The 20,485-nt window shown below is 56.9% G+C and carries 17 protein-coding genes; 14 read left to right on the forward strand and 3 right to left on the reverse strand.

What is annotated here, in order from left to right:
- Positions 1-2 precede the first annotated feature (2 nt).
- The 6 genes from rlmD to queE all read left to right on the forward strand — a co-directional run bounded on the left by rlmD (position 3) and on the right by queE (position 8,802).
- Positions 3-1,319, forward strand: coding sequence for a 23S rRNA (uracil(1939)-C(5))-methyltransferase RlmD (rlmD, locus tag LZU96_RS04665; RefSeq protein WP_233987271.1), 1,317 nt, complete (start codon positions 3-5; stop codon positions 1,317-1,319).
- A 32-nt stretch (positions 1,320-1,351) separates the two neighbouring features.
- Positions 1,352-3,583, forward strand: a complete 2,232-nt coding sequence (relA, locus tag LZU96_RS04670) for a GTP diphosphokinase (protein ID WP_233987272.1) — start codon at positions 1,352-1,354, stop codon at positions 3,581-3,583.
- A 114-nt stretch (positions 3,584-3,697) separates the two neighbouring features.
- Positions 3,698-4,486, forward strand: a complete 789-nt coding sequence (gene mazG / locus LZU96_RS04675; protein WP_233987273.1) for a nucleoside triphosphate pyrophosphohydrolase — start codon at positions 3,698-3,700, stop codon at positions 4,484-4,486.
- Between the two features lie 229 nt (positions 4,487-4,715).
- Positions 4,716-6,353 carry a glutamine hydrolyzing CTP synthase gene (pyrG, locus tag LZU96_RS04680; RefSeq protein ID WP_233987274.1) on the forward strand — a complete coding sequence of 546 codons (1,638 nt, stop codon included), beginning with the start codon at positions 4,716-4,718 and terminating at the stop codon, positions 6,351-6,353.
- Between the two features lie 76 nt (positions 6,354-6,429).
- Positions 6,430-7,725: a phosphopyruvate hydratase gene (eno, locus tag LZU96_RS04685; protein WP_094120850.1), complete on the forward strand. Its 1,296-nt coding sequence runs from the start codon at positions 6,430-6,432 to the stop codon at positions 7,723-7,725.
- 405 nt (positions 7,726-8,130) lie between these two features.
- Positions 8,131-8,802 carry a 7-carboxy-7-deazaguanine synthase QueE gene (gene queE / locus LZU96_RS04690; RefSeq protein ID WP_233987275.1) on the forward strand — a complete coding sequence of 224 codons (672 nt, stop codon included), beginning with the start codon at positions 8,131-8,133 and terminating at the stop codon, positions 8,800-8,802.
- Between the two features lie 98 nt (positions 8,803-8,900).
- On the opposite strand, the gene queD is transcribed toward queE, so the two are convergent.
- Positions 8,901-9,260: a 6-carboxytetrahydropterin synthase QueD gene (queD, locus tag LZU96_RS04695; RefSeq protein WP_233987276.1), complete on the reverse strand. Its 360-nt coding sequence runs from the start codon at positions 9,258-9,260 to the stop codon at positions 8,901-8,903.
- 299 nt (positions 9,261-9,559) lie between these two features.
- Between queD and cysJ the strand changes: the two genes are divergently transcribed.
- Genes cysJ through LZU96_RS04710 form a run of 3 tightly spaced genes read left to right on the forward strand, consistent with a single transcriptional unit; the run spans position 9,560 to position 13,829 of the window.
- Positions 9,560-11,377 (forward strand): NADPH-dependent assimilatory sulfite reductase flavoprotein subunit, encoded by a 1,818-nt coding sequence (gene cysJ, locus LZU96_RS04700; protein ID WP_233987277.1) that lies wholly within the window; start codon positions 9,560-9,562, stop codon positions 11,375-11,377.
- Positions 11,377-13,098 (forward strand): assimilatory sulfite reductase (NADPH) hemoprotein subunit, encoded by a 1,722-nt coding sequence (gene cysI / locus LZU96_RS04705; protein ID WP_233987278.1) that lies wholly within the window; start codon positions 11,377-11,379, stop codon positions 13,096-13,098. Before cysJ ends, cysI begins: the two co-directional genes overlap by 1 nt.
- Positions 13,095-13,829: a phosphoadenylyl-sulfate reductase gene (locus tag LZU96_RS04710; RefSeq protein ID WP_233987279.1), complete on the forward strand. Its 735-nt coding sequence runs from the start codon at positions 13,095-13,097 to the stop codon at positions 13,827-13,829. The genes cysI and LZU96_RS04710 overlap by 4 nt, the downstream gene beginning before the upstream one ends.
- Positions 13,830-13,876: 47 nt before the next feature.
- Here the strand turns inward: LZU96_RS04710 and LZU96_RS04715 are convergent, their stop codons facing one another.
- Together LZU96_RS04715 and LZU96_RS04720 are read right to left on the reverse strand one after the other, a co-directional pair.
- Positions 13,877-14,161: a YciI family protein gene (locus LZU96_RS04715; protein ID WP_233987280.1), complete on the reverse strand. Its 285-nt coding sequence runs from the start codon at positions 14,159-14,161 to the stop codon at positions 13,877-13,879.
- Positions 14,162-14,170: 9 nt separating this feature from the next.
- Positions 14,171-15,184, reverse strand: a complete 1,014-nt coding sequence (locus LZU96_RS04720; protein ID WP_233987281.1) for an aminopeptidase — start codon at positions 15,182-15,184, stop codon at positions 14,171-14,173.
- A 376-nt stretch (positions 15,185-15,560) separates the two neighbouring features.
- On the opposite strand from LZU96_RS04720, the gene cysG reads away from it, so the two are divergent.
- The 5 genes from cysG to LZU96_RS04745 are packed head-to-tail and all read left to right on the forward strand — an operon-like array spanning position 15,561 to position 20,313.
- Positions 15,561-16,976 (forward strand): siroheme synthase CysG, encoded by a 1,416-nt coding sequence (gene cysG / locus LZU96_RS04725; protein ID WP_233987282.1) that lies wholly within the window; start codon positions 15,561-15,563, stop codon positions 16,974-16,976.
- A 9-nt stretch (positions 16,977-16,985) separates the two neighbouring features.
- Entirely contained in the window at positions 16,986-17,894 is a 909-nt protein-coding gene (gene cysD, locus LZU96_RS04730) for a sulfate adenylyltransferase subunit CysD (RefSeq protein WP_233987283.1), read from the forward strand.
- An 11-nt stretch (positions 17,895-17,905) separates the two neighbouring features.
- On the forward strand, positions 17,906-19,333 hold the full coding sequence (gene cysN, locus LZU96_RS04735; RefSeq protein WP_233987284.1) for a sulfate adenylyltransferase subunit CysN: 1,428 nt from the start codon (positions 17,906-17,908) through the stop codon (positions 19,331-19,333).
- Positions 19,333-19,938, forward strand: coding sequence for an adenylyl-sulfate kinase (gene cysC / locus LZU96_RS04740; RefSeq protein WP_233987285.1), 606 nt, complete (start codon positions 19,333-19,335; stop codon positions 19,936-19,938). Before cysN ends, cysC begins: the two co-directional genes overlap by 1 nt.
- Before the next feature lie 54 nt (positions 19,939-19,992).
- Positions 19,993-20,313 carry a DUF3561 family protein gene (locus LZU96_RS04745; RefSeq protein WP_094120860.1) on the forward strand — a complete coding sequence of 107 codons (321 nt, stop codon included), beginning with the start codon at positions 19,993-19,995 and terminating at the stop codon, positions 20,311-20,313.
- The last annotated feature ends 172 nt before the right edge of the window (positions 20,314-20,485 follow it).

Below are 20,485 nucleotides of genomic sequence, written 5' to 3' on the forward strand. Positions count from 1 at the left end.
CTATGGCGCAATTTTACGCGGCAAAACAGCGCAGCACCCCGCAACAACGCATAACCGTCACCATCGACGAGCTGGACCCGTTCGGTCAGGGCGTGGCGCGTCATAAAGGCAAAACCATTTTTGTCAGCGGTGCGCTGCCTGGTGAACAGGCCGAAATTATGCTGACAGAGGATAAACGGCAATTTGCCCGAGCGAAAGTGACGCGGCTGTTAAACAGCAGTCCGGCACGCGTCACGCCGCGCTGTCCCCATTTTGAGCGTTGCGGCGGCTGCCAGCAGCAGCATGTGGAGGTGGCTCTGCAACAGCAAAGCAAAGCCCAGGCGCTGAGCCGGATGCTGAGTCAGGCCGCACAGCAGCCGGTGGCGGTCGATGAAGTGATAGCCGGTGAACCCTGGGGCTATCGCCGTCGTGCCCGGCTGGGCCTGCAGTGGCAGAACAAGCAGCAGCGCCTGCAGATGGGTTTTCGTCAGGAAGCGAGCAACGATCTGGTCGATATCCAGCAGTGCCCCATTTTGATGCCCGAACTTGAGGCGTTAATTCTCCCGCTACGCCACTGTCTGAGCGGCTTACGTGCCGTCAGGCGTCTCGGCCACGTTGAACTGGTGCAGGCGGACAACGGTCCGCTGATGATCCTGCGACATCTTGATGCGTTGCAGGCTGACGATCGTGAAAAACTGGAACAGTTTTCGCATAAGCATCAGCTGATGCTGTTTCTGGATGCGGGTGATGAGAAATTAACGCCGTTAACCGCAGCGACGCCGTTCTATCACTCTCATCAACTTAAGCTAACCTTCAGTCCACAGGATTTTATTCAGGTTAACGATAGGGTGAATCAGCAGATGGTGGCGCAGGCGATAAGCTGGCTCGATCTGCAGCCGGAAGACCAGGTACTGGACCTGTTTTGCGGGATGGGGAACTTCACTCTTCCTATCGGAATCTTCGTACAAAATGTGGTTGGTGTGGAGGGCATTGCAGCATTAGTGCGGCAGGCAGCGTATAATGCTGAATTGAATAATCTTAAAAATGTCCGCTTTTTCCAGCATAACCTGGAGGAAGAGGTGTCGCGCCAGCCGTGGGCGGCACAGGGATTTAACAAGGTATTACTCGATCCGGCCCGTGCCGGGGCTGCAGGTGTGATGGCGCATGTGGTTAAACTTGCACCAGAACGCGTGGTCTATGTTTCGTGTAATCCCACCACACTCGCGCGCGACAGCCAGACATTGCTGTCGGCGGGCTACCAATTGGAAAGGGTCGCGATGCTGGATATGTTCCCACATACCCGTCATCTCGAATCCATGGTGCTGTTCAAGAAAACATAAGCGATGGGCTAAGTCGCTGTGCAGGAGAGGATATGGTTGCGGTCAGAAGTGCGCATTTAAATACTGAGGGGGAATTTGCCCTCGACCAGTGGATCGCCAGTCTCGGTATTGCTAACCCGCAATCATGTCAACGCGTCGCCGAAACCTGGCGCTACTGTGAAGCGCAAACCCAGGGCCATCCCGATCAATCGCTGCTGCTGTGGCGCGGCATCGAGATGGTCGAAATCCTCTCGATGCTCAGTATGGATATTGAAAGCCTGTGTGCGGCGCTGATCTTCCCGCTGGCTAACGATGAAGTGGTGAGCGAAGAAGATCTGGAAAAAACGGTGGGCAAAGGCATTGTCTCGCTGGTGCATGGCGTGCGCGATATGGATGCGATCCGTCAGCTGAAAGCGATTCACAATGATTCGATGGCCTCCGAGCAGGTGGATAACGTTCGCCGGATGCTGCTGGCGATGGTAGAAGATTTCCGCTGCGTGGTGCTCAAACTGGCCGAGCGCATCATGAACCTGCGCGAAATGAAAGACGCGCCGGAAGATGAGCGGGTACTGGCCGCCAAAGAAAGCACCAACATCTATGCGCCGTTGGCCAACCGGCTCGGCATTGGTCAGCTGAAGTGGGAGCTGGAAGATTACTGCTTCCGCTATCTGCATCCCGATGAATACAAACGCATCGCCAAACTGCTGCATGAGCGGCGCATTGACCGTGAGCAGTACATCGACAACTTCGTCAGCAACCTGCGCAAAGAGATGGCCAAAGAGGGCGTACGCGCCGAAGTCTATGGCCGACCGAAACATATCTACAGCATCTGGCGCAAGATGCAGAAGAAGTCGCTGGCGTTTGATGAGCTGTTCGACGTGCGGGCGGTGCGCATCGTGGCCGAACGCTTACAGGATTGTTACGGCGCGCTGGGCACGGTACACACGCTTTATCGTCATCTGCCGAGCGAGTTTGATGACTACGTGGCAAATCCTAAGCCCAATGGTTACCAGTCGATTCACACCGTGGTGTTAGGCCCGCAGGGCAAAACGGTGGAGATTCAGATCCGTACCCGCCAGATGCATGAAGATGCCGAACTGGGCGTGGCAGCGCACTGGAAATACAAAGAAGGCCCGACCTCCAGCAGCGCACGCGGCGCGGCGGGTCACGAAGAGCGTATCGCCTGGCTGCGTAAGCTGATCAGCTGGCAGGAAGAGATGGCGGATTCCGGTGAACTGCTGGAAGAGGTGCGCAGCCAGGTATTTGACGATCGGGTTTACGTCTTTACGCCGAAAGGGGATGTGGTGGATCTGCCCGCCGGCTCAACGCCGCTCGACTTCGCTTACCACATCCACAGTGATATCGGTCACCGCTGCATCGGTGCCAAAATCGGCGGTCGCATCGTGCCGTTTACCTATCAGCTTCAGATGGGCGATCAGGTTGAAGTGATCACCCAGAAACAGCCGAACCCGAGCCGTGACTGGCTCAATCCTAACCTCGGTTACATCACCACCAGCCGTGGCCGCTCGAAGATTCACAACTGGTTCCGTAAGCAGGATCGCGATAAGAACATCATCGCCGGACGACAGATTCTGGATAACGAGCTGAACCAGCTCGATATCAGCCTGCGTGAAGCCGAGAAGTTGCTGCTGCCGCGCTATAACGTCACCTCTCTGGAGGAGTTACTGGCGGCGATTGGCGGTGGCGATATTCGCCTTAATCAGATGGTGAACTTCCTGCAGGCGAAGCTCAACAAGCCGAGCGCCGAAGAGGAAGATCGCGAAGCGCTGCGCCAGTTAACCCAGAAATCTTACACTCCACCGTCACGCAAAGAGAGCGGGCGCGTGGTGGTGGAAGGCGTGGGCAACCTGATGCACCACATTGCGCGTTGCTGCCAGCCGATTCCGGGTGATGATATCGTCGGCTTCATCACCCAGGGGCGCGGTATTTCGATTCACCGTGCCGACTGTGACCAGCTGGCGGAGCTGATCTCCCATGCGCCGGAACGCATTGTTGACGCAGTATGGGGCGAAAGTTACTCCAGCGGTTACTCGCTGGTGGTACGGGTGACGGCCAACGATCGCAGCGGATTGCTGCGGGATATCACCACCATCCTCGCCAATGAAAAGGTCAATGTGCTGGGCGTGTCGAGCCGCAGCGATACCAAAAAGCAGCTGGCAACCATCGACATGGATATCGAGATTTATAACCATCAGGTGCTGGGACGGGTGCTGGCGCGGCTGAACCAGGTCTCTGATATCATCGACGCCCGCCGTTTACACTGATGCTTCTGGCCGTCTGCCCGCTATTCGCCGCTGATGTGAATCGCCGGGCAGACGCGCCGCACCACCGGCGCTATTGATGCGCCTCCTCACGACCAACCGCAAAGGATTTCCAGAATGAACGCCATTGATCGCCTGCTTGGCATTATGAAAACCCTGCGCGATCCGCAACACGGCTGCCCGTGGGATCGTGAGCAGACCTTCGCCACCATCGCCCCGTATACGCTGGAAGAGACCTATGAAGTGCTGGACGCCATCCAGCGGGAAGATTTTGACGATCTGCGCGGCGAGCTGGGCGATCTGCTGTTTCAGGTGGTGTTTTATGCCCAGATGGCCAGCGAGCAGGATCGCTTTACCTTTGAGGATATCTGCCACGCCATCAGCGACAAGCTGGAGCGCCGTCATCCGCACATTTTTGCTGACGCCAGCGCGGAAACCAGCCGCGAAGTGCTGAAAAACTGGGAAGCGATCAAGACCGCTGAACGGGCGGAGAAGGCCCAGCATTCGGCGCTGGACGACATCCCCAGAGCGCTGCCGGCGCTGATGCGCGCCCACAAAATCCAGAAGCGCTGCCACAACGTCGGTTTTGACTGGACCACGCTGGGGCCGGTGGTGGCAAAAGTGCATGAAGAGATCGATGAAGTGATGCACGAGGCACAGCAAAGCGTGGTGGATAGCCAGAAGCTGGAAGAGGAGATCGGTGACCTGCTGTTTGCGACGGTGAACCTGTCGCGCCATCTGGGCAGTAAAGCTGAAACCGCGCTGCAAAAGGCCAACGACAAGTTTGAGCGCCGCTTCCGCCAGGTGGAGGCGATCATCGCCGCACAGGGATTAAGTATGCCGGGTGCTACGCTGGAACAGATGGAAGCGGCCTGGCAGCAGGTGAAAACCGGCGAGAAGTGCTGATTATTCCAGCGCTGCGCATAAATTCGCCATCTGAGCTTACACGATTCAGCGTGGCGACAACTTTGTGACGTACATCAACATTTCATTAACGGCTATCCGCTATGTTAGCCGCAGCAATGCGTTGGAGGATGGCAGTGATTCATCAATTGTGGCTGATAGCGGTTTCCAGTATACTGTTTTCCCGTCCTGGTTATTCCACCGTCTTTAAACCTAAACTCTCAGGTTCAGCATGACAACGAATTATATTTTTGTGACCGGCGGGGTCGTATCCTCTCTGGGTAAAGGCATTGCCGCAGCCTCCCTCGCAGCCATTCTCGAAGCCCGTGGTCTTAACGTGACCATCATGAAGCTGGACCCGTATATCAACGTGGATCCAGGTACCATGAGCCCGACTCAGCACGGTGAAGTTTTCGTCACTGATGACGGGGCTGAAACCGATCTCGATTTGGGTCACTACGAGCGCTTCATCCGCACTAAAATGTCGCGTCGTAACAACTTCACCACTGGCCGTATCTACTCAGAAGTGCTGCGCAAAGAGCGCCGTGGCGACTATCTGGGCGCCACCATTCAGGTGATTCCGCACATCACCAACGCCATCAAAGAGCGCATTATTGAAGGCGGCGAAGGCCACGATGTGGTGCTGGTCGAAATCGGCGGTACGGTCGGCGATATCGAATCCCTGCCGTTCCTGGAAGCGATTCGCCAGATGGCGGTGGATGTGGGCCGCGAACACACCATGTATATGCACCTGACGCTGGTGCCCTATATGGCCGCTGCCGGTGAAGTGAAAACCAAACCGACCCAGCACTCGGTTAAAGAGCTGCTCTCCATCGGTATTCAGCCAGACGTGCTGATCTGCCGTTCCGATCGCGCTGTGCCAGCCAACGAACGCGCTAAAATCGCGCTGTTCTGTAACGTGCCAGAGAAGGCGGTTATTTCACTGAAAGACGTGGATTCCATTTACAAGATTCCTGGCATGCTGAAGTCGCAGGGCCTGGATGACTATATCTGCAAACGCTTCAACCTGAATGCGCCGGAAGCCAATCTGGCCGAGTGGGAACAGGTGATTTACGAAGAAGCCAATCCGGGTGGGGAAGTCACCATCGGGATGGTCGGCAAATACGTTGAATTGCCGGATGCCTATAAATCAGTGATTGAAGCGCTGAAGCACGGCGGCCTGAAAAATCGCGTCACCGTGAACATCAAACTGATCGACTCGCAGGATGTCGAATCACGCGGTGTCGAATTACTGAAAGATTTGGATGCGATTCTGATTCCGGGTGGCTTCGGTTACCGTGGCGTCGAAGGCAAGCTGATGACCGCGCAGTACGCACGTGAAAACAACGTGCCGTATCTCGGCATCTGTCTTGGTATGCAGGTGGCACTGATGGAGTTCGCCCGTAACGTCGCCGGGATGGAAGGCGCCAACTCCACCGAATTTGTGCCAGACTGTAAATATCCGGTAGTGGCATTGATTACCGAATGGCGTGACGAAGACGGCAACGTCGAAGTTCGCAGCGAGCAGAGCGATCTGGGCGGCACCATGCGTCTGGGCAGCCAGCAGTGTCAGTTAACGCCGGGCAGCCAGGTTCGCCAGCTGTACGGTTCTGACACCATCGTTGAGCGCCATCGCCACCGTTATGAAGTCAACAACATGCTGCTGAAACCGATTGAAGCAGCCGGTCTGCGCGTAGCGGGTCGTTCTGGTGATGATCAACTGGTTGAGATTATTGAAATCCCGAACCATCCGTGGTTTGTGGCCTGCCAGTTCCACCCGGAGTTTACCTCGACCCCTCGTGATGGCCATCCGTTGTTTGCCGGCTTTGTGAAAGCGGCACATGAGCATCAGAAGCGTTTAGCGAAGTAAGATTCACGAGCAGCGCGCGAACTTTTCGCGCGTTGTTTGTCTTAGGATTGACTAACTTGTACTGAGGAAAAACGTAATGTCCAAAATCGTAAAAGTCATCGGTCGCGAAATTATCGACTCACGTGGTAACCCGACTGTTGAAGCAGAAGTGCATCTGGAAGGCGGTTTCGTTGGTCTGGCAGCAGCGCCATCAGGGGCTTCTACCGGTTCTCGCGAAGCACTGGAACTGCGTGACGGTGACAAATCTCGTTTCCTGGGCAAAGGCGTGACCAAAGCCGTTGCTGCGGTAAACGGCCCGATTGCTGAAGCGGTAAAAGGCAAAGACGCGAAAGATCAGGCGAACATCGATAAAATCATGATCGACCTGGACGGTACTGAGAACAAATCCAACTTCGGTGCGAACGCCATTCTGGCCGTCTCACTGGCGGCGGCGAAAGCCGCTGCGGCCTCTAAAGGTCAGCCGCTGTATGAGCACATCGCTGAACTGAACGGCACCCCAGGCAAATACTCTATGCCACTGCCAATGATGAACATCATCAACGGTGGCGAGCATGCCGATAACAACGTTGATATCCAGGAATTCATGATTCAGCCGGTTGGCGCTTCAAGCGTGAAAGAAGCGATCCGTATGGGTTCAGAAGTGTTCCACAACCTGGCAAAAGTGCTGAAAAGCAAAGGCATGAGCACCGCAGTCGGTGACGAAGGTGGCTATGCGCCAAACCTGGGTTCTAACGCCGAAGCGCTGGCCGTTATCGCTGAAGCAGTAAAAGCAGCGGGCTACGAGCTGGGCAAAGACATTACGCTGGCGATGGACTGTGCGGCCTCTGAGTTCTACAAAGATGGCAAATACGTGCTGGCCGGTGAAGGCGGTAAAGCGTTCACTTCAGAAGAGTTCACCCACTTCCTGGAAGATCTGACCAAACAGTATCCGATCGTTTCTATCGAAGATGGCCTGGACGAATCTGACTGGGATGGCTTCGCTTACCAGACCAAAGTCCTGGGCGACAAAATCCAGCTGGTGGGTGACGACCTGTTCGTGACCAACACCAAAATCCTGAAAGAAGGTATCGACAAAGGTATCGCTAACTCCATTCTGATCAAATTCAACCAGATCGGTTCTCTGACCGAAACCCTGGCAGCGATCAAAATGGCGAAAGACGCGGGCTACACTGCCGTGATCTCTCACCGTTCAGGCGAAACCGAAGATGCAACCATCGCTGACCTGGCGGTAGGGACTGCAGCGGGCCAGATCAAAACCGGTTCAATGAGCCGTTCTGACCGTGTGGCGAAGTACAACCAGCTGATTCGTATCGAAGAAGCGCTGGGTTCAAAAGCGCCATTCAACGGCCTGAAAGAAGTTAAAGGTCAGTAATGACCTGTGCAGATGTCGCGTAAAGCGGCATCGCATCATCTGAAAGCCCCGCCTTGTGCGGGGCTTTTTGTTGGCGGCGGTGTGCAGACGCGGATGGCAAATCCCGATCGCAAAGAGGCAAAAGCGGCATCTCTTTCTGCTCGCCCGTGCGATTACGCACCTCATCACTGAGGTGCGCCCGTTACCGGGCCAACGTTTTGCGTTGTTCAAAAACGCTCCCGGTATTTTTGTCCTAAGCGCGGGTTCTGTCCTGGCCATCTATATTTTGAACCTGTCAGCCGTCTGAAGCCTCTCTTTTGTGACGTTTTGGCTTTTGCCCGGCGCGGAGAAAAGGCACAACGCGTGGTTGAGCTGTGCGGCAAATCTGCCATAATCAGCGCCCTGTTTTTTTCAAGCGAGTCCGTAATGCAATACCCGATTAACGAAATGTTCCAGACACTGCAGGGCGAAGGTTTTTATACCGGCGTACCCGCCATTTTCATCCGCTTACAGGGATGTCCGGTGGGCTGTAGCTGGTGTGATACCAAACATACCTGGGAGAAGCGGGCGGATCGGGAAACGTCGCTGGGCGATATTTTAATTAAAACGGTAGAGAGTGACGCCTGGGGCGATGCCGATGCGGCAACCTTACTTAACGCCATCCAGCAGCAGGGCTGGACCGCGCGCCATGTGGTGATCACCGGCGGCGAACCGGCGATCTACGATCTGCGTCCGTTAACTACGACGCTGGAGCAGCACGGTTTTCAGTGCCAGATTGAGACGAGCGGCACCCATGAGATTCGCTGTTCCGATCGGACCTGGGTGACGGTTTCGCCTAAAGTGAATATGCGTGGCGGCTATGATGTGCTGCCGCAGGCGCTGGTCCGCGCGGATGAGATCAAGCACCCGGTGGCGCGTATGCGTGATGTCGAGGCGCTGGATGAACTGCTGGCCGCTCTTGATGACGATAAAGCCCGTATCATCGCCTTACAGCCGATCAGCCGCAAAGATGAGGCAACCCGACTCTGTATCGAGACCTGCATTGCGCGTAACTGGCGTCTGTCGATGCAGACTCACAAATATCTCAATATCGCCTGAGGCGATGCGATGTGGGCCGGGTGAAAGTCCGAAACCGGGCTAGCCGGATCGGCGGGTAAAAAACGCTGTGCCGGATCGAAGGGTTCGATCCGACAGCATTAACCGCGGTAGACGCAGCCCGCAGTGCAGGTTTCTTTGATCATCACCGCACTGAGCAGCGGCAGGCGAGGCTTCATCTGATCCCAGATCCATTTTGCCAGCACTTCGCTGGTCGGGTTTTCCAGCCCAGGGATCTCATTGAGATAATAGTGGTCAAGGCGATCGTAGATCGGCTTAAACGCCGCTTTCAGTTCAGCGAAATCCATCACCCAGCCAGTGTGCGCATCCACTTCGCCGGTAATTTCCAGACGCACCAGAAATGAATGACCGTGCAGACGACCGCATTTGTGTCCGGCCGGCACGTTGGGTAAATGGTGCGCGGCTTCGAACTGGAACTCTTTAAATAAAGTGGTAGACATAGTGGTTCTCAGACAGGAAAAAACCGCTAAATTCTACCTGAAAACCGCTATTTTCGCACCTGGATCACATAACGCCGCCACGAAACCTCCCGCCTGCCGATGTTGTACCAGCTAATTAACTGATATATCGCCGCTTTACTTACCACTTTTGTCGATTAATCCTACCAGGAAAACCATTTAGTCATTTTGGTTATTTGATATGTCGAAGGTGTATTTAATCGTTAATATACGGGCCGGTAACCTACGCACTCTTCCGCCATTTTACGGTCCGGACTTCTGATACTGGAATTTTTAACGCGATGACGACTCAGGCACCAGGTTCACTGCTTCCGCTCTCCCCGGAACAACTCGCCCGCTTACAGGCGGCGACGACCGATTATTCCCCCACCCAACTGGCATGGCTGTCAGGTTATTTCTGGGGCAGGGTTGAACAGACACCGGGTAGCGCAGTGGCCAGCGCGCCGGCCCCCGTCACCGCCACCGCGCCAGAAGCACCGGCAATCACGCTGCTGTCGGCTTCGCAGACCGGCAATGCCCGTCGCCTGGCCGAGCAGTTGCGCGATGACCTGCAGGCAGCCAGACTGAATGTAAACCTGGTGAATGCTGGCGATTACAAGTTCAAGCAAATTGGGCAGGAAAAGCTGCTGGTGGTGGTGACATCCACCCAGGGCGAAGGCGATCCACCGGAAGAAGCGGTGGCGCTGCATAAATTCCTGCTGTCAAAAAAGGCGCCGAAAATGACCGGTACCGCGTTTGCGGTGTTTGGCCTCGGCGACAGCTCTTATGAATTTTTCAGCAAAGCGGGCAAGGATTTTGATAGCCGGCTGGCGGAGCTGGGCGCGGAGCGACTGCTGGATCGGGTTGATGCCGACGTCGAGTATGCCGATCAGGCGGCGGCCTGGCGCAGCGCGCTGACAGAGATTTTAAAGCAGCGCGTGCCGACCGAATCCCCGGCTCAGGCTGCCGCCGCCGCCGCAGGCAGCGTCAATGAAGTCACCACCAGCCCCTATACCAAAGAGGCGCCACTCAGCGCCACGCTGGCGGTGAATCAGAAAATTACCGGCCGCGACTCTGACAAAGATGTTCGCCACATTGAAATTGATCTCGGCGAGTCAGGCCTGCGCTACCAGCCCGGCGACGCGCTGGGTATCTGGTATGAAAATGATAGCGCGCTGGTCAGCGAGCTGCTGGAGCTGGTCTGGCTGAAAGGTGATGAGCCGGTGCAGGTCCAGGGCGCAACGCTGCCGCTGGCTGAAGCGCTGCAAAAACATTTTGAGCTGACGGTTAATACGGCGCAGATCGTCGCGCAGTATGCCCAGCTGTCGCGTGATGCCGAGCTGCTGGCGCTGGTGGATGATAAAGCCCGGCTGCAACAGTATGCGCAGCGTTATCCGATTGTCGACATGATTCGTCTGGCCCCGGCGGAGCTCAGCGCAGAGCAACTGACGACGTTGCTGCGTCCGCTGACGCCACGGCTCTACTCAATCGCATCGTCGCAGGCGGAGACCGATACCGAAGTGCATATCACCGTGAGTGCAGTACGCTTTGATATTGAAGGTCGTCAGCGTGGCGGCGGTGCATCGACCTGGCTGGCCGATCGGGTTGAAGAAGAGGGCGAAGTTCGGGTGTTTATCGAGCACAACGATAACTTCCGCCTGCCGGCTAATCCGGACGCACCGGTGATCATGATTGGACCGGGTACCGGCATCGCGCCGTTCCGCGCCTTTATGCAGCAGCGCGAAAACGACGGTGCCAGCGGCAAAAACTGGCTGTTCTTCGGCAATCCGCACTTTACCGATGATTTCCTCTATCAGGTGGAGTGGCAGAAATATGTGAAAGAGGGGCTGCTGACCCGAATCGATCTGGCCTGGTCACGCGATCAGGCAGAGAAGGTATACGTACAGGATAAGATCCGCGCCAACGGTGCGGAAGTGTGGCGCTGGCTGCAGGAAGGCGCGCACCTTTACGTCTGTGGCGATGCGAATCGCATGGCGAAGGACGTTGAGCAGGCATTACTGGATGTGGTGGTCGAACACGGCGGAATGGATCGTGAAGCGGCCGACGAATTTTTAAGTGAGCTGCGCATTGAGCGCCGTTATCAGCGAGACGTTTACTAATGAGCGAAAAACACCCTGGACCGCTGGTTGTAGAAGGCAAATTAGCCGACGCTGAGCGTCTGAAGAAGCAGAGCAACTATCTGCGCGGCACCATTAAAGAAGATCTGGAAGAGGGTCTGACCGGCGGCTTTACCGGTGACAACTTCCTGCTGATCCGTTTCCACGGTATGTACCAGCAGGATGACCGCGATATTCGTGCCGAGCGTGCTGAGCAGAAGCTGGAGCCGCGCCACGCCATGATGCTGCGTTGCCGCTTGCCGGGCGGCATCATTACGCCAACCCAGTGGCTGGCCATCGACAAATTTGCCACCGATAAAACCATCTATGGCAGCATCCGTCTGACTAACCGTCAGACCTTCCAGTTTCACGGCATTCTGAAGAAGAATGTCAAGCCGACGCACCAGATGCTGCATGAAGTCGGACTGGATGCGTTGGCCACCGCCAACGATGTTAACCGCAACGTGCTCTGTACCTCGAATCCGGTGGAGTCGGAGCTGCATCAGGAAGCGTATGAGTGGGCGAAGAAACTCTCTGAGCACCTGCTGCCGCGCACCCGTGCTTACGCCGAAATCTGGTGGGATCAGGAGAAAGTTGCGACCACCGACGAAGAGCCGATCCTCGGTGAGACCTATCTGCCGCGTAAGTTTAAAACTACCGTGGTGATCCCGCCGCACAACGATGTGGATCTGCACGCCAACGATCTTAACTTCATCGCCGTGGCCGAGCAGGGCAAGCTGGTGGGCTTTAACCTGCTGGTCGGTGGTGGACTGTCGATTGAGCACGGTAACAAGGCCACCTACGCCCGTACCGCCAGCGAGTTCGGCTACTTCCCGCTGGAGAAGATCCTCGACGTGGCTGAAGCGGTGGTGACTACCCAGCGCGACTGGGGTAACCGCACCGATCGTAAGAATGCCAAAACCAAATACACCCTGGAACGCGTCGGCGTTGAGACGTTCAAAGCGGAAGTCGAGAAGCGGGCGGGCGTCACTTTTGAACCGATCCGTCCGTACGAATTTACCACCCGCGGCGATCGAATTGGCTGGATCAAAGGCATCGACAATAAATGGCACCTGACGCTGTTTATCGAGAATGGTCGCCTGCTGGACTATCCTGGCCGTCCGCTGAAGAGCGGCGTGGCTGAGATTGCTAAAATCCACCAGGGCGATTTCCGTCTGACCGCCAACCAGAACCTGATTGTGGCGGGCGTGCCGGAAAGCGAAAAGGCGAAGATTGAGGCGATCGCCCGTGAGCATGGGCTGATGGAAAACGTCTCGGCGCAGCGTGAGAACTCGATGGCCTGCGTGGCGTTCCCGACCTGTCCACTGGCGATGGCGGAGGCGGAACGCTTCCTGCCGGCGTTCGTGACCAAAGTTGAAGCGATCATGCACAGCCACGGCGTCGGTGATGAGCACATAGTGTTACGCGTTACCGGTTGTCCCAACGGCTGTGGCCGTGCCATGCTGGCTGAACTGGGTCTGGTCGGCAAAGCGCCAGGCCGTTACAACCTGCATCTCGGCGGCAACCGCATCGGCACACGCATTCCGCGGATGTACCGTGAAAACATTAATGAAAACGAAATCCTCGCCACCATTGATGAACTGGTGGGACGCTGGGCCAAAGAGCGCCATGCCGCTGAAGGCTTTGGTGACTTCGTGATCCGCGCGGGCATCGTTGCGCCTGTGCTGGACCCGGCGCGTGATTTCTGGGAGGAGGCAAAATGAGTCAGATTGACCTCGCAGCACTGAATGAGATGTCCAAAGTCCAGCGCGCAATGGCGCTGGCGGCCACCAATGCGCAGCTGGAGAAATCGTCAGCGGAAGCGCGGGTGAGCTGGGCGCTGGAAAATCTGCCGGGCGCCTATGTGCTCTCTTCCAGCTTCGGCATTCAGGCGGCGGTGTCGCTGCATCTGGTGACGCGTCAGCAGCCCGATATTCCGGTGATCCTCACCGATACCGGCTATCTGTTCCCGGAAACCTATCGCTTCATTGATGAGCTGGCGGATCAGCTCAATCTCAACCTCAAGGTGTTCCGCGCGGAGACCTCACCGGCCTGGCAGGAAGCGCGCTACGGCAAGCTGTGGGAGCAGGGCGTTGAGGGGATTGAGAAATACAACGACATCAATAAAGTGGAGCCGATGAATCGCGCGCTGGAAACGCTCGGTGCGCAGACCTGGTTTGCCGGCCTGCGCCGCGATCAGTCCGGTAGCCGGGCTAATCTGCCGGTGCTCGGGGTGCAGCGCGGCGTGTTTAAAGTGCTGCCGATCATCGACTGGGATAACCGCCAGATTCATCAGTATCTGCAGCAGCATAATCTGAAATACCATCCGCTATGGGATGAAGGCTATCTCTCAGTGGGCGATACCCATACCACACGTAAGTGGGAGCCAGGCATGGCAGAAGAAGAGACCCGCTTTTTCGGCCTGAAGCGCGAGTGCGGTCTGCACGAAGGGTAAGGGTGCGGTTTCCGGCTTCTCTGCGATTTCACAGAGAAGCCGGTGATTTACTGACCTTTTAAGCCAGCAAATTCTTCAGCCGCGCGCGTGACGTTCACTCGGGTCACCGCGTAGTGCGCCACCGCAACAAAGGGATCTTCTGCCAGTATCGCCTCCAGCCGTTCAGGTTCCATCTCTTTCACCAGCAGCATTCCACCGGTACGCGGATCTTTACGTCCTGCCGCAATCATTACGCCTGCCTCAAAATAGCGATCCAGCCACGTAATGTGTGCGGCCAGCAGCGCTTCTACCTCTTCCATCGGACGAAAATAATCGAGAGAAACAACGTACATAACAGATCCTCAGACTTTGGGATTGGTGAGTTCGCTCAGCAGCGGCAGCAGAACGCTGACGCTGTCGCGGGTACGGGCGGTAATCCGGCCAGGCATCCAGCGATCCAGATAGTTCAGGTTATCGCGATCGGTCTGATGGCGAATGGTGCCGTCGGGAAAATGACGGCTGCGATGACGCTGCTGAGCGCCATCTTTGTTACCCAGCGTCCAGTTGCTGGCCGTGACATCCAGCAGTGGAAAGCCCGCTTTATCAAAGGCGTTCAGGCCGGGAAAATCCTGGCGGGTTAACTGATGGCTGGCGGCAGAAATGCCATGCTGGCGCGCCAGCAGCAAGGCGCGCTCGCTGGTCTGTTTACGCACCGCGCGCGGGGTATTCATCCCGCTGTTGAAATAGAGATGATCGCCGGCGATCAGGCTGTTGAGATCGATCACCAGCAGGGTATTTTTCTTCTCTCTGGCGCTCATGCGCTCGACATAATCGTCCATGCCGTGCATCTCCGCCTCACCGGCGCTAAGCGCCACGAAGCGCACGCCGTAGTGCAGCGGTTGCTGACTCAGCTGTTGTGCCAGCTCCAGCATCACGCCAAGGCCCGAGGCGTTATCATCGACGCCCTGCAGGCGTAAACCACCGAGGTTCTGGTTAGTCTGACTGTTGCTGTGCGGCGTCCAGGTATCCAGATGCGCGACGATCAGAATCTCCTGCGGTTCACTGCCGGCGCGGGCAGCAATCACGGAGGTCGCCGTCAGCTTATGCCAGCGTAATTTTCCGTCATTTTCCTGCCAGTTATAGCCGGTGTTGAACTGCCGGGTATTGGTCTTAAAACCCAGCGCGGAAAATTGCTGCTGCAGATAGTCGGCCGCCATCAGTTCGGCCGGACTGCCGCTCATCCGGCCAGGAAAATAGGTGGCGATGTGACGAACCTGCTGCTCGGCAAAATGGCCAGGCTGGCTGGCAAGTGCCAGCGGGGAAAGTAGCGCGCCAATTAACGTCGCGGCTGCCCTCAATCGGAGGGAAAAAAACATAGTGCGTCCTTTTTCATTTTTCAGATACCGGTCCGGCATGACGCACCGGCCGGTCATGCCGGGCGACATTATAGCCTTTTTGCTCCGGCGTACGATGAACAGAATCAGGCACGGTACGCGCAGCGCTCGCTGGCTGCTCTGGCGGTAATCTGTATTTGCTGCCGAATGTGCCGATTTTTCCCCGCGGGTCCGGAGAATAATCTGTGAGCACGGTCACGGATAACCCCTTAATTCTCCGTCGTTAAGATCAAATTGTTCTGTGCTTTGCGGGGTCGTTATTCCATTCAGTAACTACTCATTCCAATTCGTAATTTCATCTGGATAAACTCAGGGACGTATAGTCGCGTTAATACAAAGTTAAAACATCAGGGTTAACGTGGACTATTTGCCCCTTTTTGCCGATCTCTCTGGCCGTCCGGTTCTGGTTGTCGGTGGTGGAGATATCGCAGCGCGAAAAATTGAACTGCTGCGCCGTGCGCGTGCGCGCGTGCAGATTGCCGCGCGTGAACTCTGCCCTGAACTGCAGGCGCTGCTGGAGACGCAGCAGCTGGAGTGGCTGGCGACCGCGTTTGATCCTGCCCAGCTGGACGGCGTTTTTCTGGTGATTGCCGCAACCGATGACAACGCCCTCAATGCTGCCGTATTCGAGGCGGCCAATGCGCGCCAGAAGCTGGTGAACGTGGTGGACGATCAGCCGAAATGCAGCTTTATCTTCCCGTCGATTGTTGACCGTTCACCGCTGGTGGTGGCGATCTCCTCCAGCGGCACCGCGCCGGTGCTGGCGCGGATGCTGCGTGAAAAGCTGGAGGCGCTGCTGCCCGCTAACCTGGGCCAGATGGCTGAGGTGGCCGGACAGTGGCGTGACAAGGTTAAACAGCGTTTTCAGCGGATGTCTGACCGTCGCCGTTTCTGGGAGCGGGCGTTCAACGGCCTGTTCGCCAGTCAGATGTCGGCTGGCAATGTGGATGAGGCGAAACGCACGCTGGATCGTGAACTGCTTGATGAACCGACCCGTCAGGGTGAAATCATTCTGGTGGGCGCGGGGCCGGGCGACAGCGGTCTGCTGACGCTGCGCGGTCTGCAGGTGATGCAGCTGGCCGATGTGGTGCTGTATGACCATCTGGTCAGTGACGAAGTGCTGGAGCTGGTGCGTCGCGACGCCGATCGTATCTGTGTCGGCAAACGGGCCGGCGCGCATTCGGTGCCGCAGGAAGAGACCAATCAGATGCTGGTGAAGCTGGCATTGCAGGGCAAGCGGGTCGTGCGCCTCAAGGGCGGCGATCCCTTTATCTTTGGCCGCGGCGGCGAAGAGCTGCAGGCGGCACAGCAGGCGGGTATTCCGTTTCAGGTGGTGCCGGGCGTTACTGCCGCTGCCGGTGCGACGGCCTACGCCGGTATTCCGCTGACCCACCGCGATTATGCTCAGAGCGTGATGTTTATTACCGGTCACTGTCGTCCGGATGGTGACGACATTGACTGGCCATCGCTGGCGCGGGCACGTCAGACGCTGGCGATCTATATGGGGACGGTTAAGGCTGCGCTGATTAGCGAGGTGCTGATTCAGCATGGCCGCGCAGCGTCAACGCCGGTGGCGGTGATCAGTCGCGGTACGCGTCAGGATCAACAGGTGCTGACCGGCACCTTAGAACAACTCGAGGCGCTGGCCGCCTCGGCACCCACTCCGGCACTGCTGGTGATCGGAGAAGTGGTCAATTTGCACGGGCAACTCGCCTGGTTTCAACATTCGGCACAGCAGGGGGCTCGCGAGTCCGCCGTTGTCAATCTGGCTTGAGGGAAAATCATGGACCAAAAACGACTCACTCATCTGCGTCAGCTGGAGGCGGAGAGTATCCACATCATTCGCGAAGTGGCGGCAGAGTTCAGCAACCCGGTGATGATGTACTCCATCGGTAAAGACTCCTCCGTGATGCTGCATCTGGCGCGTAAGGCCTTCTTTCCAGGCACGCTGCCGTTCCCGCTGCTGCATGTGGATACCGGCTGGAAATTCCGTGAAATGTACGAGTTTCGCGATCGCACCGTAAAAGCGATGGGCGCCGAGCTGCTGGTTCACCGCAACCCGGAAGGCGTGGCGATGGGTATCAACCCGTTCGTCCACGGCAGTGCCAAACACACCGACATCATGAAAACCGAAGGGCTGAAGCAGGCGCTGAATAAATATGGTTTCGATGCGGCTTTTGGTGGCGCTCGCCGTGACGAAGAGAAGTCGCGCGCCAAAGAGCGTATCTACTCGTTCCGCGATCGTTTCCATCGCTGGGACCCGAAAAACCAGCGCCCGGAGCTGTGGCACAACTACAACGGTCAGATCAACAAGGGCGAAAGCATCCGCGTTTTCCCGCTGTCGAACTGGACCGAACTGGATATCTGGCAGTACATCTTCCTGGAAAACATCGAGATCGTGCCGCTCTACCTCGCAGCGCCGCGTCCGGTGCTGGAGCGTGATGGCATGCTGATGATGATCGATGACGATCGGATCAATCTGCAGCCCGGTGAAGTGATTAAACAGCGCATGGTGCGTTTCCGTACCCTCGGCTGCTGGCCGCTGACCGGCGCGGTGGAATCGGAGGCGCAAACGCTGCCGGAGATCATCGAAGAGATGCTGGTCTCTACCACCAGTGAGCGTCAGGGCCGCGTGATCGATCGCGATCAGTCCGGGTCGATGGAACTGAAAAAACGTCAGGGTTATTTCTAAGGAGACGCCAGATGAATACCGTAATTGCACAACAGATTGCCGACCAGGGCGGCGTTGAAGCCTGGCTGACCGCACAACAACACAAGAGCCTGCTACGTTTTCTGACCTGCGGCAGCGTCGATGATGGCAAAAGCACCCTGATTGGTCGCCTGCTGCACGATACCCGGCAGATCTATGAAGATCAGCTCTCTTCGCTGCACAACGACAGCAAGCGTCACGGTACCCAGGGCGAGAAGCTCGATCTGGCGCTGCTGGTGGATGGTCTGCAGGCCGAGCGCGAGCAGGGCATCACCATTGATGTGGCCTATCGCTACTTCTCGACTGAAAAGCGTAAATTTATTATCGCTGATACGCCGGGACATGAGCAGTACACCCGTAATATGGCGACCGGCGCCTCAACCTGCGATCTGGCGATCCTGCTGATCGATGCCCGTAAAGGCGTGCTGGATCAGACCCGTCGGCACAGCTTTATCTCGACGCTGCTGGGGATCAAACACCTGGTGGTGGCGATCAATAAGATGGATCTGGTGGAGTACGATCAGGATCGCTACGAGCAGATCAAACAGGATTATCTCGATTTCGCTGCGCAGTTGCCGGACGACCTCGATATCCGTTTCGTGCCGATGTCGGCGCTGGAAGGGGATAACGTAGCATCAGCCAGCCAGACCATGTCGTGGTACAGCGGGCCGACGCTGCTCGACGTGCTGGAAACGGTTGAACTGAAACGCGTGGTCGATCATCAGCCGATGCGTTTCCCGGTACAGTATGTCAACCGTCCAAACCTCGATTTCCGCGGCTACGCCGGGACGCTGGCTTCAGGCAGCGTGCAGGTCGGCCAGCGCGTTAAAGTGCTGCCTTCTGGCGTGGAGTCGTCCATTGCCCGCATTGTGACCTTTGATGGCGATCTGCAGGAAGCGGGTGCAGGCGAAGCGATTACCCTTGTGCTGCAGGATGAGATTGATATCAGCCGTGGCGATCTGCTGGTGGATGCCAGTGAAGATCTGGCAGCGGTTCAGTCTGCCAGCGTTGACGTGGTCTGGATGGCAGAACAGCCGCTGCAGGCCGGTCAGAGTTACGACCTGAAAATCGCCGGTAAGAAAACCCGTGGCCGGGTAGAGAAGGTGCTGCATCAGGTCGAGATCAACTCGCTGGAGACGCGTCAGGTCGATACGCTGCCGCTCAACGGTATTGGTCGCATTGAGATCACCTTTGACGAACCGATGGTGCTCGACAGCTATCAGCAGAACCCGGTGACCGGCGGCATGATCTTTATCGATCGCCTGAGCAACGTTACCGTGGGTGCCGGCATGATCCATCAGCCAAACCATGATGCCCCGGTTAATACCGGCGAGTTCAGCGCCTTTGAACTGGAACTGAATGCGCTGGTGCGCCGTCACTTCCCACACTGGAACGCGCGCGATCTGCTGGGCGGTCAATAATGGCCCGGCACGATGACAACGTGGTGTGGCATGACCATCCGGTGACCCGCACCGCCCGCGAACAGCAGCACGGCCATCAGGGCGTGGTGCTGTGGTTCACCGGGCTGTCAGGCTCGGGGAAATCGACCGTGGCGGGCGCGCTGGAGCAGGCGCTGCACCGCATTGGCGTCAGCACCTATCTGCTGGATGGCGACAATGTGCGTCATGGCCTGTGCCGCGATCTCGGTTTCAGCGATGACGACCGCAAAGAGAACATTCGTCGGGTCGGCGAAGTGGCGAAGCTGATGGTGGACGCCGGGCTGGTGGTGCTGACCGCCTTTATTTCGCCGCATCGCGCCGAACGTCAGATGGTCCGCGATCTGCTGGAACCGGGCCAGTTTATTGAGGTGTTTGTGGATACGCCGCTGGCGGTGTGCGAAGCGCGCGATCCTAAAGGACTCTATCGCAAAGCACGCGCCGGTGAGCTGCGTAATTTCACCGGGATCGATAGCGTATACGAAGCGCCGGAAAGCCCGGAAATCCAGCTGGATGGCGAACAATTGGTTACAAAACTTGCCGCCCAATTGTTAGACCTGCTGCGTGACCGCGATATCATCAGATCCTGAACAGACAGCGGCAAATCCACGTTGATTTGCCGCCTTCGCGTCAACAGGACCTCTATGCAGAACATTACTCCCATGCTGGCTCGTAAAGATGAAAGCACCCCGGATGAGCCGCGTTCGTCGCTGCCGGGCGGCATCATCGGCTTTTTTGCCTACTGGTGCGCGCTGGCCATTCCCTTCCTGTTGTACGGCTCTAACACCTTGTTTTTCTTTCTCTACACCTGGCCTTTCTTCCTGGCACTGCTGCCGGTCTCGGTGCTGATGGGCATTGCGCTCAACACGCTGCTGCGCGGCCAGTTGTTGTGGACCACGCTCGCCACAGTCATTCTGGTCATTTGCCTGTTCTGGTTAATGTTCTCTTTTCTCTCCGGCTGGTAACCCTCTCGTGCCAGCGCGCTGATGTGCAAACGCATCGGCAGGTTACAAAACTTTTCCCGTCTGGTGATCCCTCTGATTCATATTTTGCGCAGACGCGCAGCAAAGCGCGCCATTTTCGCCACTGGTGTGGAGTCCTGTGCAAAGTTATGGGATGATTGGGCCGTTTTTAGGG

Source organism: Pantoea agglomerans (assembly GCF_021397715.1).
Lineage (GTDB): Bacteria > Pseudomonadota > Gammaproteobacteria > Enterobacterales > Enterobacteriaceae > Pantoea > Pantoea astica.